This is a genomic window from Enterococcus casseliflavus NBRC 100478 (genome assembly GCF_001544095.1).
Classification (GTDB): domain Bacteria; phylum Bacillota; class Bacilli; order Lactobacillales; family Enterococcaceae; genus Enterococcus_D; species Enterococcus_D casseliflavus.
On the sequence record NZ_BCPT01000001.1, the window covers coordinates 157,333 to 173,172 of the forward strand.

General features: G+C 41.7%; 16 protein-coding genes. 6 read left to right on the forward strand and 10 right to left on the reverse strand.

Annotation, left to right across the window (positions count from 1 at the left end):
• Window positions 1-120: 120 nt before the first annotated feature.
• Window positions 121-972: a MurR/RpiR family transcriptional regulator gene (locus ECA1_RS00715; RefSeq protein WP_005228428.1), complete on the forward strand. Its 852-nt coding sequence runs from the start codon at window positions 121-123 to the stop codon at window positions 970-972.
• A 256-nt stretch (window positions 973-1,228) separates the two neighbouring features.
• Here the strand turns inward: ECA1_RS00715 and ECA1_RS00720 are convergent, their stop codons facing one another.
• The 3 genes from ECA1_RS00720 to ECA1_RS00730 all read right to left on the reverse strand — a co-directional run bounded on the left by ECA1_RS00720 (window position 1,229) and on the right by ECA1_RS00730 (window position 4,018).
• Window positions 1,229-1,600, reverse strand: a complete 372-nt coding sequence (locus tag ECA1_RS00720; RefSeq protein WP_060791455.1) for a YccF domain-containing protein — start codon at window positions 1,598-1,600, stop codon at window positions 1,229-1,231.
• A 162-nt stretch (window positions 1,601-1,762) separates the two neighbouring features.
• Window positions 1,763-2,827, reverse strand: a complete 1,065-nt coding sequence (locus ECA1_RS00725) for a DUF1002 domain-containing protein (RefSeq protein WP_060791456.1) — start codon at window positions 2,825-2,827, stop codon at window positions 1,763-1,765.
• A 177-nt stretch (window positions 2,828-3,004) separates the two neighbouring features.
• A complete protein-coding gene (locus ECA1_RS00730) occupies window positions 3,005-4,018 on the reverse strand; it encodes an acyltransferase family protein (RefSeq protein WP_060791457.1) in 1,014 nt (337 codons plus the stop codon).
• Between the two features lie 233 nt (window positions 4,019-4,251).
• On the opposite strand from ECA1_RS00730, the gene ECA1_RS00735 reads away from it, so the two are divergent.
• On the forward strand, window positions 4,252-5,043 hold the full coding sequence (locus tag ECA1_RS00735; RefSeq protein WP_060791458.1) for a helix-turn-helix domain-containing protein: 792 nt from the start codon (window positions 4,252-4,254) through the stop codon (window positions 5,041-5,043).
• A 47-nt stretch (window positions 5,044-5,090) separates the two neighbouring features.
• On the opposite strand, the gene ECA1_RS00740 is transcribed toward ECA1_RS00735, so the two are convergent.
• Window positions 5,091-5,759, reverse strand: a complete 669-nt coding sequence (locus tag ECA1_RS00740; protein WP_060791459.1) for a CPBP family intramembrane glutamic endopeptidase — start codon at window positions 5,757-5,759, stop codon at window positions 5,091-5,093.
• 398 nt (window positions 5,760-6,157) lie between these two features.
• Between ECA1_RS00740 and ECA1_RS00745 the strand changes: the two genes are divergently transcribed.
• Genes ECA1_RS00745 through ECA1_RS00755 form a run of 3 tightly spaced genes read left to right on the forward strand, consistent with a single transcriptional unit; the run spans window position 6,158 to window position 8,711 of the window.
• A complete protein-coding gene (locus tag ECA1_RS00745) occupies window positions 6,158-7,132 on the forward strand; it encodes an ABC transporter ATP-binding protein (protein ID WP_060791460.1) in 975 nt (324 codons plus the stop codon).
• On the forward strand, window positions 7,129-7,932 hold the full coding sequence (locus tag ECA1_RS00750; protein ID WP_060791461.1) for an ABC transporter permease: 804 nt from the start codon (window positions 7,129-7,131) through the stop codon (window positions 7,930-7,932). The genes ECA1_RS00745 and ECA1_RS00750 overlap by 4 nt, the downstream gene beginning before the upstream one ends.
• A 5-nt stretch (window positions 7,933-7,937) precedes the next feature.
• The gene (locus ECA1_RS00755) at window positions 7,938-8,711 is read left to right on the forward strand and encodes an ABC transporter permease (protein ID WP_060791462.1); all 774 of its coding nucleotides are present in this window, start codon (window positions 7,938-7,940) and stop codon (window positions 8,709-8,711) included.
• Between the two features lie 55 nt (window positions 8,712-8,766).
• On the opposite strand, the gene ECA1_RS00760 is transcribed toward ECA1_RS00755, so the two are convergent.
• The 4 genes from ECA1_RS00760 to ECA1_RS00775 all read right to left on the reverse strand — a co-directional run bounded on the left by ECA1_RS00760 (window position 8,767) and on the right by ECA1_RS00775 (window position 13,401).
• The gene (locus ECA1_RS00760) at window positions 8,767-9,225 is read right to left on the reverse strand and encodes a PTS sugar transporter subunit IIA (RefSeq protein WP_016608416.1); all 459 of its coding nucleotides are present in this window, start codon (window positions 9,223-9,225) and stop codon (window positions 8,767-8,769) included.
• 13 nt (window positions 9,226-9,238) lie between these two features.
• The gene (locus ECA1_RS00765) at window positions 9,239-10,405 is read right to left on the reverse strand and encodes an MFS transporter (protein WP_010749958.1); all 1,167 of its coding nucleotides are present in this window, start codon (window positions 10,403-10,405) and stop codon (window positions 9,239-9,241) included.
• 64 nt (window positions 10,406-10,469) lie between these two features.
• Window positions 10,470-11,801: a 6-phospho-alpha-glucosidase gene (locus ECA1_RS00770; protein WP_010749959.1), complete on the reverse strand. Its 1,332-nt coding sequence runs from the start codon at window positions 11,799-11,801 to the stop codon at window positions 10,470-10,472.
• Between the two features lie 28 nt (window positions 11,802-11,829).
• Window positions 11,830-13,401, reverse strand: a complete 1,572-nt coding sequence (locus tag ECA1_RS00775) for an alpha-glucoside-specific PTS transporter subunit IIBC (RefSeq protein ID WP_016612789.1) — start codon at window positions 13,399-13,401, stop codon at window positions 11,830-11,832.
• 180 nt (window positions 13,402-13,581) lie between these two features.
• Here ECA1_RS00775 and ECA1_RS00780 point away from each other — a divergent pair, with 180 nt between their 5' ends.
• Entirely contained in the window at window positions 13,582-14,355 is a 774-nt protein-coding gene (locus ECA1_RS00780; RefSeq protein WP_060791463.1) for a MurR/RpiR family transcriptional regulator, read from the forward strand.
• 27 nt (window positions 14,356-14,382) lie between these two features.
• On the opposite strand, the gene ECA1_RS17545 is transcribed toward ECA1_RS00780, so the two are convergent.
• Window positions 14,383-14,628 (reverse strand): hypothetical protein, encoded by a 246-nt coding sequence (locus ECA1_RS17545; protein ID WP_016608418.1) that lies wholly within the window; start codon window positions 14,626-14,628, stop codon window positions 14,383-14,385.
• A gap of 226 nt (window positions 14,629-14,854) precedes the next feature.
• Window positions 14,855-15,481, reverse strand: a complete 627-nt coding sequence (locus ECA1_RS00785) for a restriction endonuclease (RefSeq protein WP_005228410.1) — start codon at window positions 15,479-15,481, stop codon at window positions 14,855-14,857.
• Window positions 15,482-15,840: the final 359 nt, after the last annotated feature.

A 15,840-nucleotide genomic window follows, 5' to 3' on the forward strand; every position in this document is an offset into this window, starting at 1 on the left:
AAAAAAATATTTTTTTGTAAACATAAAAAATAAAAATAATTTTTATTTGCTTTTTTTCTTTAAAAGAGGTAACGTAACAATACAAAGATAATAATGTTCATATAAAGGAGGTAACCGTCTTTGACTGTTTCGATTCGCCTGCAAATAAAAACGCTTTATAAAGACTTAAGTCTCAAAGAACAAGCGATTGCCGACTACATTTTGGAAAATCCTAGTAAAGTCAGCCACAGTTCAATCAGTGATTTATCCAATGAATTAGGCATCGCTGATTCGACCTTTTTTCAATTCACAAAAAAACTCGGTTACAACGGATTTAAAGACTTCAAAATGGCAATGCTGATGCAGGAAAATGATTTTTCTGCCATTTCGATCCATGAAAATATCCAGAAGTCTGATAATGAATTGACTATGGCTCAAAAAGTATTTGATTCCAATATGACCACATTGACTGATACCAAAAATCTTTTGAAAGAAGAAGATTTAAAGCTTGCTGCTGCAATGATCAATCAATCTAAACGACTTTTTTTCTTCGGCGTTGGTGGTTCAGAGATCGTGGCAACCGATGCCTATCACAAATTTTTGCGCTCGCCGATCACTGTTTTTCACAGCAGTGATTATCACATCCAACTGATGGAGGCTTCATTGTTGACGCCAGATGATTGCGGCATTTTTATCTCTCATACTGGAAAATCAAGAGAAACCATTGAACTAGCTCAAGTTGCCAAAAACAATGGGGCCAAAATTATCGTCATTACTAGCCATGCTGCTTCCCCTTTAGCCAAACTCGGCGACGTGGTTTTCATCTCTATTTCCGAAGAAACTGAGTTTCGCTCAGAGGCATTGGCATCCAGAATCGCTCAACTGAGCATCATGGATTCCCTCTATGTCATCTTAATGTTTATTAATCGAGACAAAGCGCAACAATCGATTGCCAAAATTCGACGCTCCATTTCAAAAATCAAAGAACCCTGAGAAGGGAAGAAAAAACTTACATTTTTCTGCGTTTCGCTAATTCTTTTGTGAATCACAGTTGATATGCAAAAAAACTTGTGCGTTTTTTCTGTACTCTTCGTTGGTTTCTTATCAACTTTTTCAGTTCTGAATCTCAAATGCGCTGAGCCTGCCAAAAATCTTGTCCCTTACTCTTGCTAATGTTCGCAAAAAAACCACATCACAAAGCTATCCGCTCTGTAATGTGGTTTTTTAAGACTATCTTTTTTTAGGTAAATCAATAACGACTAGACACAATCTCTGCTCCAAAGGGCATCAACGCTAAGCGCGCCATCTTCAATGATTGCGCCGCAAATGGAATGCCGATGATCGTGATGGCTAGAATGACTGCGCTAGCTAAATGTCCTAAAGCCAGTGGTATACCAGAAAAAATCAACCATAAAATATTTAGAATCACGGACACGCCACCGCCACGGTAAGCGATGTCTTTCCCAAATGGTGCGAGTGACAACGTCGCAAACTTAAAACATTGCAAACCAATGGGAATGCCGATGATGGTGATACACCATAAACACCCAGCCAAAAACCATGAGATCGCACCGATCAAGCCGCCAAAGACAAACCAAATCACGTTGCCTAAAAAATTCATCTGATTGCCCTCCTTCTTTTTTTAATAAAGACTGCTCCTGTTTTAGCAAAGAAAGCAGAGGACATCGTTAGCACTCAGACATGCGCTATCGTCTGATGCTCCTTCCCCTGCGCGCTTCTCTTTTTTCTTAATACAAGCGAAATGTGTTATTTTGTAAAATGCTTATTGCCCAGAATCAACGGTTGATTCGCTGCTATTGTTGGACTCATTTGAGTCATTTCCGAAGACACCGGTGATCGAAGACCAGATGCCGCTAAAGAAGCTCTTGATATTTTCCCAAAGTCCCTTAGAGGTTTCTTCGATTTGCTTGCGGGCTTCTGATAGATCCAATTCTTTGATGAAGTCATCGAAGATATTGTTGTCTCGCATGTCGCTCATTAAAGAGGTCAATTCAGAAATTTGATTTTCCGTAACGATTCCTTCCAGTCCATTGTCCTTCAAGGCTTTTTCTACTGTCTCTTGAATATCTGCTTGGGTTAATTCCGTACCATCTGCGGTTTGAGCAGCCAAATCGGTTTTCGCTTGTTCTTGTGCTGCATTCAATGCTTCATCGGAATAGCCTTCTTTGTCTTTGTTCTCTTCGGTGATCGTCGAAAGCACATCCATCTCATCTTGAGCTACAGCTACTCGATTCTGATTGATGACGCCGCCTGATTCTTCAACGATTTTGTATACCCCAGCTAAAGCACCGGAACCGTCGATCGGTACAGCAGAAGCGACCGTTAGCTTCGCATCAGTGATCCCTGCCGTCAGCGCTGCATTTTGATATTGGGCTGCGGTGATGCGGGTAATGTTATCTGGTGTCGCGATATCGACAGTGATTCCTGCTCCGCTTTCTAGCGTCTGCATTCTGACCGAGCTATAGACCGCCCAATCTGCGGTAAAGCCACCATCGGGAATGTATTTCATCAAGTCAGTACCGTTTGTCGTATAAATCGGTGTTTCGCCTTGAATGCCCAGGCGTTCAAGTGTGTAGTCTTCTTGTGCTTTCGTCAAGGCATTTCCGATCGCCACGGCATTGACTTGCAAACGATCTGAACTGCTGTCAGAGGTATTTGTTTGACTGTCGGTAGTGGCTGTCGTTGCGGTAGAACTGCTTGTTGCAGTGGAACTGCTGGTCGTTGAATTGGTTTCGTCAGCAAAAACTTGTGGTGCTGCTAATAAAACTTGGCTAGATACCAAGAGAGTCGCTAAAATCATCGCTGGTTTTCGAGTCTGTTTTTTCATCACTATATCCTCCAAGTGTTGATCTCTTTTTCAGGGATTTTTCCCTCTTACTGCTGTTATTGTACTATAGGTTTTCTTGCAAAGCCTACGTCTAGGGTCTGAAATGAAGAAAAACTTAGAACTCTGGTGCTATTTAAAAAAGGCGTAATTTGGTATTATCCTTGGTACAGCAATACTTTAGACGCTTTTCTTTTCATCAACTGTTTTTTTAGCAAAACCAACAGTATAGGATTTCAAACGGCTGCCCACTTTCCTCAAACCAAGAAAGGCTCCCGTTAAAGCTATCGTATAAAAGAACAACGGAAACCCTGCGAGTGAAAAAAAGACCTTCCCGGTTTCTAGAAACAGCGGGTGACTCAGAAAGATCAATCGACTAGCCTCAGCTGCTTGTTTTGCTTGCCAAGTCCGCTTTGGGGGTTGCTGCTTGATCAGCCAAGCAAGGAAAAAAAGAGTCGTCGGCACAAAAAACAGCATGAAATTCTTATCGTCCCCCTGATTGAGATACACCAGTCGACCTTCAATGCCTAATAAGCAAAGAGAGACCGCGAGTTTTCTACCAAGATGCTTCGTAAAAAAAGGGTGTTTTTGGTGTTCTCTTAAACAAACCCCACACAGTAAAAATAAAAACCCATAAAAGAGTCCGTTTCTCGTTGTAAAAAATAGTGTCCGATAGCTTTGATAGCATACCAATAAAGGTCCACTTAAATAACTGCTGTACGTTTCAAGACAGCCAATCACATACAAACTGATCGCCAGTAAAAACTGCCGCCGATAGCCAAGAAAGCGAGTTTTTCGTACTAACCACATGCCAAAGAGCAACGCTGGAAAATACCAAAGATGGTACCAGACCCCTACTGTAAAAAAGCCAGTAGCCAAACCGATGACCCGTAATGAATCAGCAAGATTTTGCTGCCCTAAATAAAACCAGCCTAAGGGAAGATACACGATCGACCAACGCAAATAAAGCTTGAGTTGTCGTTTGCACCATTGCTGCCATGAACGGGTACTCTTTTGAAAAAAATAGCCATTCAGCAGCAGAAAAAAAGGAACCGCCAAACGACATAGGAGACTCTTTAATAGGAAATGAAGGCCACTGTTTTCTGCCAGTCGGCCACAATGAACGAGAATCACCAATAAGGAAGCGATGAATTGGATGTAGCCAATTGGAACCATAGGTTGTTTTGTCTTCATTCGATCGTTTCTCCTTTCTCCGTCAAATTTGCTCAAACATACTTCACTCTACTGGTCCTTTCTTTTTGTGACCAGCACGGAAAGCTTCCAAGATAGAAAGGCAGCGCAACAAGTAGAAACATTGATAAATAAAGGATGTTACCCTTTGTTGCATCGCTAATTTCATAGATCCTCGTTCGCATAGAAAAGAGTTTGCTATAATATAAGAAGAATGATGGAGGCAAAACAGACACATGGATATTGGGAAAATTATCAAAGAAGAACGCACCAAACGAAATCTCACACAAGAACAATTGGCACAGGAATTTTTTGTCACTCGGCAACTGATTTCAAAATGGGAAAACGGCAAGAGCTATCCTGATCTAGACCAAGTAGTCAAACTGAGCAACTATTTTGAATTGACCTTGGACTATTTATTAAAAGAAGATCAGCAGATGGTCCAAGAACTTAATTTGACCACCCACCGCAAACGAATTGGCCTCGTATTGATCGCCCTTTTGACTATTCTCAGTATTAGCTTAAGTACGATTTTGTTGGCAGCATTTTGGATCGATCCAGTCTTTTTTACAAAAGAAGACCTAACGATCACTTCTATAAAAAAGTATCGCTTGCCTGCCACTGAGATAACGAATGAGGCAACCGGACAAGTGATTCAACTGCCTGAAGATACGGAATACTTGATCACTTATACGATCGATCGGCCGCTGGTAAAAACGGATCGTCTGTCGGGTTATAAAGAATACAGCAGCGAAAATGCCAGCCAATTAACGGCTTTGGGTCATCGCGGTTTTCATTTTGGCGCGCAAACAAGCAAAATCGTCATTCGCAGCAATCGCGAAGACAATTTAGCTGCACCAGAATTAAATGCAGGCAAGGATCTTTATCTTCGTAATATGAATAAAGCGCGCGTCTATCAAAAATCTGCAGCTGGTGTCGCATTTTCTATCGAAGACGAAGGCGACCTCCTCTTTACTGCAGAAGAACTGGCGCAATTGCCCTTTGAACAAGGACAGCTGCCAGAGTAAACAAAAACCACCGAATCGTTTTGATTTGGTGGTTTTTGCTGACTTTCTTATCCTAGCAAGATCATTGCGATCGCCGCCAAGGCGTTGTTGAGAAAATGCATGGCGATGGCTGTTTCTAGACGCTTAGTTTTAACATAAATCAACGCCATGATCAATCCCATAGCACCATAAATCAAAAACTCGACCAGATTGGTGACGGAATGGATGATACTAAAAACCGCTACACTTGAAATGATCCCGACTATTGGGTATTTCTCGAATAAAAGGCCAATAAACCCACCACGAAAAACGATCTCTTCCATAATTGGCGCAGCAACAGCGATCAATAAAAAGATCAAAAGCGGATTTTCGCCTGTAAACAGTTCCCCTAACAATGCATCATTGGCGGTCGCCTCTTGATCGGATATATGCTGCAGATAGAGCGTTCCGCCAACTGCAACGACTCGACCTAAAACAAACCCTCCGACGATCCATAGCCAATTTTTCTTCGTTGACCAGCCAAAGTCAAAGGTGGCAAGTCCTAACTTTTTAGCCAAAAACATCAGTAGACCAATGTTTGCCAAAAGCAAGGCAATCAACCCATAGCTGATCATCGCAGGAATCGTCGGTTCTCCTGCTTCCAAATAATAGATTTTTACCACGCTAAATGCGGTCATCCCTACTTGACTAAGTAAGAATAAGCCAATCAAAATAAAGACATTCTTTACTGCTTTCATACTCTCCTCCATTGTTTGCTCATTGCATTTTTCAGGATCGGGTTACGACAGATCATGACACAGCCCATCATTTGGTTCCCCATGTTTCCAGAAAATGCTTAGCCACTATCGGCTGCTTATAATGATACTTAGTTTCCTCATTATTTACAACTAATAAAAAATAAAAATAGTTATTTTGCTCATTTTATCGAATAAACCTCGCTTTTTCATTCCCATTCTTTTCAAAAAAAATATAAGTAATGTTTGAAAAAAACGCTCTCTTATGCTACACTGTTCCTACTTTTGTTTGGCTGACGAACCGCTGCCCCAACCATGTTCGTTTGGACCAACTCGTTGCGAGTATTCGATTTCGAATGCTCTTTTTGTCGCGTTTGTCAAAAGAAAGTGAGTGAATCCAAATGATCCAAGTAGAACACCTCAGCAAGACCTTCCAAGTATCCAAGCGAAAAAGCGGCTTTCGCCAAGCAGCCAAAGCCTTTCTTTCTCGTGAAACCACCACCGTCCATGCGTTGCAAGACATCAGCTTTACCATCAATGAAGGCGAAATGGTTGGCTACATCGGCCCTAATGGTGCTGGAAAAAGTACCACCATCAAAATCATGTGCGGGATTTTGACCCCTGATCAAGGCGTTTGTCACATCAATGGTCGTACGCCTTGGCAAGAACGTATCCAACATGTCAAAGACATCGGCGTCGTCTTCGGGCAGCGCAGTCAACTCTGGTGGGATGTCCCCGTCAATGACAGCTTTGATTTGATTCGTGATATCTACAAAGTCGACGCTGCTAGTTATCAACGCAACCTAGAAGAATTAGTCACCTTACTAGATTTAGGTGAGATCTTAAAAACCCCTGCTCGTTCCTTGAGTCTCGGTCAGCGTATGCGCTGTGAGATCGCAGCCTCCTTACTCCATGACCCCAAAATCTTATTTCTTGATGAACCCACCATCGGTTTAGATGCTGTATCAAAAATCGCCGTGCGTCAGTTCATCAAAAAAAGAAACCAAGAAAAAGGTACCACAGTCATCCTGACGACCCACGATATGCAAGATATAGAGGCGCTGACACAACGAATTCTGTTGATCGGCAAAGGGCAAATTTTGCTAGATGGTCGCCTCGATGAACTAAAGCACCGTTTTTCTGATGTCAAAACGCTGGAGGTCGACTATCAAGGGAATGAGCCCCATCTGCCAGAAAACGTCCAGCTGCTTCAAAAAGACGTCGGTCGCCTTGTTCTGAAGCTTGATCCCAAAGAAGTGTCGGTCGCTCAGCTGCTCAGTCTGCTCAGCAATCAAGTCGAGATCACTGATTTGGCCGTTGCCAGTATCACCGCCGAAGAAATGGTCGCTAAGCTGTATCAGGAGTATCAAATATGAGGAAGTATCAGGCATTTTTCCGCATCCGCTTTATCAATACCTTGCAATACCGCTCGGCGGCGATTGCCGGGATGGCTACGCAACTAGCTTGGGGCTTGATGGAAATTCTGGCATTCCACGCCTTTTACCAAGCAGATCCTAGTGCCTTTCCCATGACCTTTCAACAAACCGTCTCCTATGTTTGGCTCCAGCAAGCCTTCTTATCCTTATTTATGTTGTGGTTCTTTGAGGCAGAAATTTTCAATACCATCACCACAGGGTCGATCGCCTATGAACTTGTGCGGCCGATGAATCTATACAATCGCTGGTTTTGCCAATCGGCTGCCAATCGCTTAGCAAAAGCCGTCTTGCGTTGCGGACCGATTTTTGTGATTGCCTTTTTACTGCCAGCACCTTATCGTTTAATTCTGCCAGCAAACATCGTTGCCTTGTTCTTGTTTCTCTTGTCTATGGCGCTGAGTTTAGGTGTAGTGATCGCTATGTCGCAGCTGGTCTACATCTCAACTTTTTATACATTATCCTCCATCGGGGTGCGGATCGTCATCAGCTCCATCGGTGAATTTTTAGCTGGCGGGGTCATTCCTCTGCCTTTCTTTCCGCAGCCTTTTCGCCAATTCGTGGAACTATTGCCTTTTGCTTCCATGCAAAACGTCCCGCTGCGAATTTACAACGGGGATCTGACTGGCTTTGCGCTTGTTTCCGCATTGCTCTTACAAGCGTTTTGGCTCGTACTTTTGATCGTGATCGGAAAAATTTGGCTGCAGCAGGCGCTCAAACGCGTCGTTGTGCAAGGAGGTTAAGGAATATGGTTTATTGGCATTATTTTTGTATTCATCTCAAAAGTCAGATGCAGTATAAAGTTTCCTTTGTGTTAACCGCTTTGGGACAATTTTTAGGTTCCTTTACTGCTTTTTTAGGCATTTGGTTTATGTTTACCCGTTTTCATCAAGTGAATGGCTTCACCTTTGAGGAAGTCCTGCTTTCCTTTGCGACGGTTTTGTTTGCCTTTTCGATTGCGGAATGCTTCTTTCGCGGGTTCGATCTTTTTCCGCAAATGATCAGTAATGGCGAGTTCGATCGAGTACTCGTGCGCCCTCGCTCCTTGATTTTTCAAGTCTTAGCTTCCAAAATGGAATTCTCGCGTCTCGGCCGTTTTATTCAAGCCTTGCTGTTGTTTGCTTATGCGATTCCCAATAGTGGAATTGCTTGGCATTTTGGAAATGTCCTGACTCTTTTTCTAATGATCGTCTGCGGCGCCCTCTTTTTCGCCCTATTGTTCTTAGTGTATGCCGCCATTTCCTTCTTTACGATCCAAGGACTTGAATTTATGAATATTTTTACCGATGGTGCCCGCGAGTTCGGCCGCTACCCCTTCAGTATCTACGGAAAACACGTCTTGCGTTTATTGACCTACGTCGTGCCGATGGCTTGGTTTCAGTATTATCCGTTTCTGTATGTCATTGGTCGCGTAACTAATCCTTGGTGGATCTTATCACCCTTGGTTTGTCTACTCTTTGCCTTTCCCGCCTTCTTCTTTTGGCGAGTAGGTTTGAAGAACTATATTTCTACGGGTTCGTAAATAAAAAGGAGCGCCTCTCTTTGAAACTAAGAGAATGCGCTCCTTTTTTATTCGGTTATTTCAAGTGAAAAACAGCCTCTCCTTGCTGAATATCGCCGTCAGTTCGCAGGCACTTCCCGCCTTGTTCCTCCATGAAGACAACGATCACCATGGTCTCTTTGCCCATTTCCTCAACTGCTGCTACATCCATTTCTGCCAGCAGCTCACCTGTCGTGACTGACTGGTTTTCTTGGACCGCGATCGTGAAGGGCTCCCCTGCTAACGCCACTGTTTCAATTCCCATATGGATCAAAAGGGAACGGCCATCCACCAACTCAACGGCTAAGGCATGCTGTGTTGGAAAAATCGTTCGAACCGTCCCGGCTGCTGGTGCATAGATTTTTCCGTGATGATGAGAAACGGCAAATCCATTTCCCATCATTTTAGACGAAAATACCTCATCTGGTACTTCTTCGATCGGTAGCAGTCGGCCTGTTGCCGGTGCACAAATTTCTATTTTTCTTTTAAAAAGCATCCGTAATTCCTCCTTAGATTGCCGACAGTGTTCTCTGACAGCTAGAATAGATAAGAAAAGCTACGAAGGGCAATAAACCAAAGATAAAGATGGCAGTATCGAGGGACAGCACCTGAGAAAGAAAGCCGCCAGCTAATGGCGAAAGAAACGATGCCGCACCAATGTACACACTGATCGATATCAATTGTCCAGAAGAAAAAACAGCTGGCGGTGTAATAGCACTGATAATCATTCGACTGCCGATAGTAAATGCCGGTACAGTGAAAAACTGCAGAAAACTGGCTGCCAAAAGTAAGAATGGGCTACTAGCAAGCCAATAGACAAAAAATTGTAAGGTTAAAAATATACCTGCAATCAAAATCAAGCGCTCATTTTTCCATTTAGCAATCATGCGATTCAGCAAAAGGTACGCTGGAATTTCACAAAAGGATTGGATCGACCATTTCAGACCAACAAATTCACTGCCTCTTTCCATTGTAATCAGCTTGTCGATAACGACCGTATTGTTCGCAACGATCGTCAAGTACAAGAGAAAGAACAGTCCCGTATAAACCAAAAAGCGTCGGTCTTTGCATAACAGAAGAATGTCTGCCAGCGAGACACCGCTGTTTGTTGCTGTTCCTTGCTTTTGCGGTAAGGCATTTTTCTCTGGGATCGTTCGTGAAAATGTATAATTGATAAGCAAAAAGAGGAGCAGCGGCAAACTAAACCAGCGATAATTATTGGAAAATAAAAAGAATGGCACGCAGACACTCATCATACTCCACCCTAAAGAGCCGTTTGCTTTGATTGAAGCAATTCTTTTTGAAGTACTGGACTCAGATAATACCCAGTTATCGAGCACCGTTGCTGTTGTATTGGCTAATCCACCCGCAATAGCCAATACCAGAAGATGGATCAGCCAGTGGTCTTTTCCTAACCAATAAAAACTAATGGAGAAGAAAACCAGAAAGATCATCAGAAGCATCGAAATACGTTTTAATCGTTTGCTCTTGTCCGAATAATAGCCGATCACTAACTGAAAAAGAATTGTCGTGATGCTGTAGGAGGCTAAAAACCAGCCTCTTTCAAGCGCATCATAGCCTTGCTCAGTTAAAAAAGGAACGATTTGTGTCATCAAAATCGCCATCGTTGCATATTGAACAAAATAGATTACTTGAAATTTGTGTTTGATTTCCATTCTTTGTTTATGATCGGCTGAAGGAAATTCCTACAGCCGATCCCTTTCCTTTTACCTGCTGGACCTATTTTAGTTCTGGCCAATATGGTTCGTTCGCCACAATCATTTCATCTAATATTTCTTTGGCGACTTTCGCACTTGGTACAGTTTTGTTCATAGTGAAGGATTGCCACAATTTTTGGTAAGACTCTTGTTCCCAAGCATCAACTGCCAATTTTTCAGATGCGATCTGCTGCTCCATCAATCCCTTTTGGAATGTTGGAATATCACCGATCGACAAGACTTCGTAGCCATCTTTTCCAACTAGACAAGGCAGTTCCACCATTGCATCATGGGCAAAGTTGGCAATTGCGCCGTTGTTTTCAACAATAAGAATCATGCGTTCTTTCGTATTAAAGGTTAGTGCGCAAGCAAGGTCTGTAATAAAGGACGCATGTTCGTTTGAGGCAAATGTTGTATCAACTGCTGTGTTGTTTGCAACGATTCGTCGGCATTCATCAAACACATACTTCTCTCGTCCGTCAATGATCTCATTGGCACGGGTATACTCTTTGTCCGCATGAGCCACCGTTTCATCAGCCATCAAATAATATTTCAGATAGGTATTCGATAAAAATTCTGGTTCAATTTCGTGCAGATCTTTAGCCGCCCACATCGTTTCCAACCAACTGCTTTCTTTATGCTGGCCTTTTTGTGTTTGTTCGGTGTAGCCGTACTTTTGAACATGCGCACTGATTTGAGGCATCAAGTCATTGCCGTCATGGTCTTTGATGCTGGTCCACCAGCCAAAATGATTCAAGCCAAAATAGCTCGTCTCAAATTCTTTCCGATCCTTCAACCCAATCACTCGCGCCATGATATCTTCCAAACAAACTGGCATATCACAAATATTGATGATTCTTGAATTTGGTCGGAATCTTCTGGTCGCTTCGGCAACGACTGCTGCTGGGTTGGAATAGTTCAAAAGCCAGGCATCTGGCGAGTATTTTTCCATGTAGTCGACTAGTTCTAAGATCGGTCCAATCGAGCGCAGGCCATAAGCTAAACCACCAGGTCCGCATGTCTCTTGTCCGACAACATTATGCCTGAAAGGAATTTTCTCATCTTGTTCCCGCATAGCATATTTGCCGACACGAAGCTGTGCCATTACGATATCGACATCCGTAAAAGCTTCCTTTGGATCGGTTGAATATTCGAACTGTACTTCTGGCGCTCGCTCAGCAATAATGATCGCACAAGCTTTTGCTACGGTTTCTTGTCGCTTTTCATCGTTGTCATAAAATTTGATTTTTCTAACTGGAAAGCGCTCTTGACTTTCTAATAACATCATAACTAGCGATGGTGTATAGGTACTTCCGCCACCTGCAATTAAAATTGAACTTTTTTTCTTACTCATGGTACTTGTTCCTCCTTGTGATTCTGTTTTATTCGGCCATTAGTTCTTCGAATGATTCTCTAACCGTTGGTACCGTTAATCCTACAATGATTTGAATGCCGCCATTTCCAGGGTTGACCAATCCTGAGGCACCTGCTTCTTGAAACTGCGTACTATCTGCAACTTTGTCGGCATCCTTAACAGTCAAACGCAGCCGTGTCGCACAATTCGTTACATCAATGACATTGTCTTTCCCACCTACCAAGTGCATATAGGCCTGTGCTTGCCGCACATGTTTTGGTAATTTTTCATCTTGCTTTTTGTTGTCATAATCTGCTTTTGTATACAACTGCATTGCTGCAGTATCATCCTCACGTCCAGGCGTTTTTAAGTTGAACTTCTTGATCATAAAGGAGAACACAAAATACCAGATAGCGGTAAAAATCAGCCCGATAATGATTTGGGTAATATAAGTTGAACTGTGAAATTTCCACAAGGGCAGCCAATTTAGACCTAACCAGTTGATCAATCCGCCGCCAAAGTCCCCGACAACCCCGAAAGCATAGGAGATTGTGGCGATCGAAGCATCCAGTAAAGCATGAACGAACCATAATGCTGGTGCAACAAACAAGAAAGTAAACTCGATTGGTTCAGTGATTCCGGTCAAAATAGCCGTCAATGCTGCCGGTGCAATCAATGCGATCACTTTTTTCTTTTTATCAGGCCGAGCCGCTTGGATCATCGCTAAACTCAGACCTGCCGTTCCAAAGACTTTCGACATTCCTGATAGTGAGAAACCGCCAAACGGATAGAGTTCTTTCAGCGAAAATGCAGTAGTTTGGAACTCGCCAATGTGGGAGGCCCAATAAACGGCCATTCCCCCTTCGACAACCGCACTGTCATAGGCGAACGGTGCATAAACAAAGTGATGCAAGCCTGTTGGAATCAGTATTTTTTGCAAGAACTGATAAATAAAGACACCGAAGTTTCCTGATTCAATGAAAAAGCCTTGCATGCTTCTCATTCCCTCTTGGATAACTGGCCAGACAAAACACATGAGTACTGCCAAAGGAACCATGGCAAAAAAGGAAATCATGGTTACAAAAACTGAGCCGCTGAAATTCGATAGCATTTCTGGCAATTCTTTTTCATAGAAGCGATTGTGGAGATAGACAACGATTCCCGAAATCAGCAAGCCGCCCATCATGCCGGTATCTAAGGTGATGATTCCTGCAATCGAGGTCAACCCAGAACCAGCAGTTGCCCCTTGAGCTAAATCTACCGCAAATGATTCTGGCCACAAAGTTAAAATTGCATTTACAAAATAATTAAAAGCGATATAAGTAACGAGTGCCTCCATCGTAGCGCGAGCGGCGTATTTTTTAGCTAGACTGATCGGCAGCCCTACTACAAATAAAAGCGGTAATTGGAAGAAGGGCGTCCAGCCTCCTGCTGCGATCACATTCCAAAATTTGAACCAGAGGGTATCTGGTGCTGCGATATCCCCCATAATCGTCTGATTCGAAAATAGCAGAGAAAAGCCGATAACGATCCCAAAAAAGGAAAACAGCATGACCGGTGCCAGCATCGCTCCGCCGAACCTTTGAATTTTTTTCATCATAGTTTTTCGTCCTTCACGTTTTTTAGTTAAGCGCTTTACTGATTCTCATTTTACTATTAAAATGATGCTATGAAACCCTTTTCCGTTGTTTAAAAGTTTCTCACATTTGAAAGGTTTTTTTCACATAAAATGTGAATTGTCACACAGAATCAATGGAGAGATAAAATGAGGAGATAGCCTATGCTGCAAGACCGTATCACTACCTACCAGTCAAGATTAACCGAGAATGACTTTTTGATCTGGTCCTACATCACCACTCACAAAAAGCACTGCTTGGCAATGTCCATCAATGATTTAGCCAAGGAGTGCATCGTTTCTAGGACGACGATTATGCGCTTTTGTCAAAAAATCGGCTTTGATGGCTTTTCAGAATTCAAATACCATTTAAAGAACGAGGTACAACAAGAAAATGCCCTACTCTCTGAGATTGAAGGCGAAATTCTAGACAATCATATTCAAACGATTGAAAATTTAAAAAAGAAAGATTTTACAGCATTGTGCAAGATGATGGCTCATGCCAAACGAATCTTTGTCTATGGTTCAGGGGACATTCAAAACCTTGTTTCCAATTATATGAAACTCTTATTTTTGCCTAATGGACTACTTGTCTACGATTTTGGTGCGATCTCAGTCAATGAACAATTTTATCGCATCATCGAGCCAGATGATTTAGTGATTTTGATTACTTTAAACGGTGAGTCACCCACCGTTGTCAAACTAGCAAAGCAACTGAAACAGCGCAATATCAACACGATCGGGATCACGAAGCTGAGAAACTCAACGGTTTCTAAACTCTGTTCTGAAACGATTTTCTTTTTAAATCCAGAGATCCAGTCAACCGAAAATGCGATCGCTCCCTTTCAAACGACCGCCACACTTTTCTTTGTGATCGAGTACTTATTGTTAAAATATGATGCTTGGCAAAAACAAGCCGCAAGCGTCTCAGAGCCATAAAAGTTCTCTTGGTTTTCCTTAATTCATTTAACTTACAGTATTTTGAAAGACGCTTGAATAAGCCATTTTCAGCCAATTTCTGCTAGGAAAAGCAGCCAATCTCTGGTAAGATAAATAAAAACGTAAAAGAGGACCAGTTATGGAATATTTAGCGATTTTACTTGTTTTCTTTCTATTGAATGTAGTGATACTTGTACTTGGATTGAAGAAGAAACGAATCATGCTGCTTTTTCTGTCACTCTCTGGTTTATTGTTGGTTTGCTTGATTGCCATTTCTTACGTTTTCTTCTATTCAAATACACTTTAAGTCGTCAAAAACACGGGAAGCTGGCTACGAACCTACCGAAACAAACGAGGCTGTTTTAGTCATTACACCCGACGTATAGGACACATTTGTTAAAATTAATTTGAGAAAAAAATGACTGTGACATAAGTCGCGAAAAAAGCGTAATGAATAACTTATATCCGTTCATTCATTACGCTTTTCTCTTGTTTTTTTTCATGATGAATAATTAAACGAGCTATACTCTCCACATGTTTCACAGATATAGTAATAGTTGCGTTTCTTCTTATTATAAAGTTTCAACTTCTTCCCATTTTTACAACTCTTGCATTCTTCTAATTCAGTCAAGGTTTTATAATAAAATAACTCACTGATCATTTCTGGATAAAAATGCGCAAGCAGCTCAATCAGCTTTTTTCTGTCAACCAACAGTAGATTATCACCGGCTATTTCTAATGCTTGATCTGTAAAAAAATGTGTAGTGATGAAAAGCCCATTGGGAAACCCTTTGTCTGGAAAAATCCCTTTAAATGCGGCAACGAGTGGCTTACTGATCCGCTCCGTTGTCTTTTGCGGATTCCAAGCTTTACATTGGACCGCTATTGCCTTTTTATTATTAGAAAAAGCATACACATCAATACCACCATCTTTGTAACCATCGATGTTTTGGACGGTATATCCCATCTTTTGTAAAATACATTCAGCAATATAATTCAAATCCTCAGATTTACAGGTTTCTAATTGAGCCACAATCTTTTTCAATTTTTTCGGGTATGTACGTTCATTAAAGTTGCTTAGTTCTGGTAAATTAATAACTTCCTTCTTTTTCTTAAATGAAAACATGCCTCTTCCTTTCTTGATTGTTTTGGATGTGATTAGTTAAAGCTTAGCTAGTAAGTGGTCTTTGATTATGTAGAATAAAACTGGTTCTAAGAGAGGAAAAATCTACTTTTCTCAAAAAATCGTTTGAATCCGGTGAAATAAGTCAAAATAAGAAACTTATATAGGGATATTATTAATTTAATGATAATTTTATTTAAGCTAAAAGTCAATTGAAGCTTGAATATTCAATAACAATCGAAGGTTAAATCAAATCACTCTTGATCACTGCTTCATTTAAGAAAATTTTTAGATAGGATTCGTTATAGTGCTAATTTCCACATTCTTGTCTTACTGATCTATTGAGTCCTCTTACTTTACTT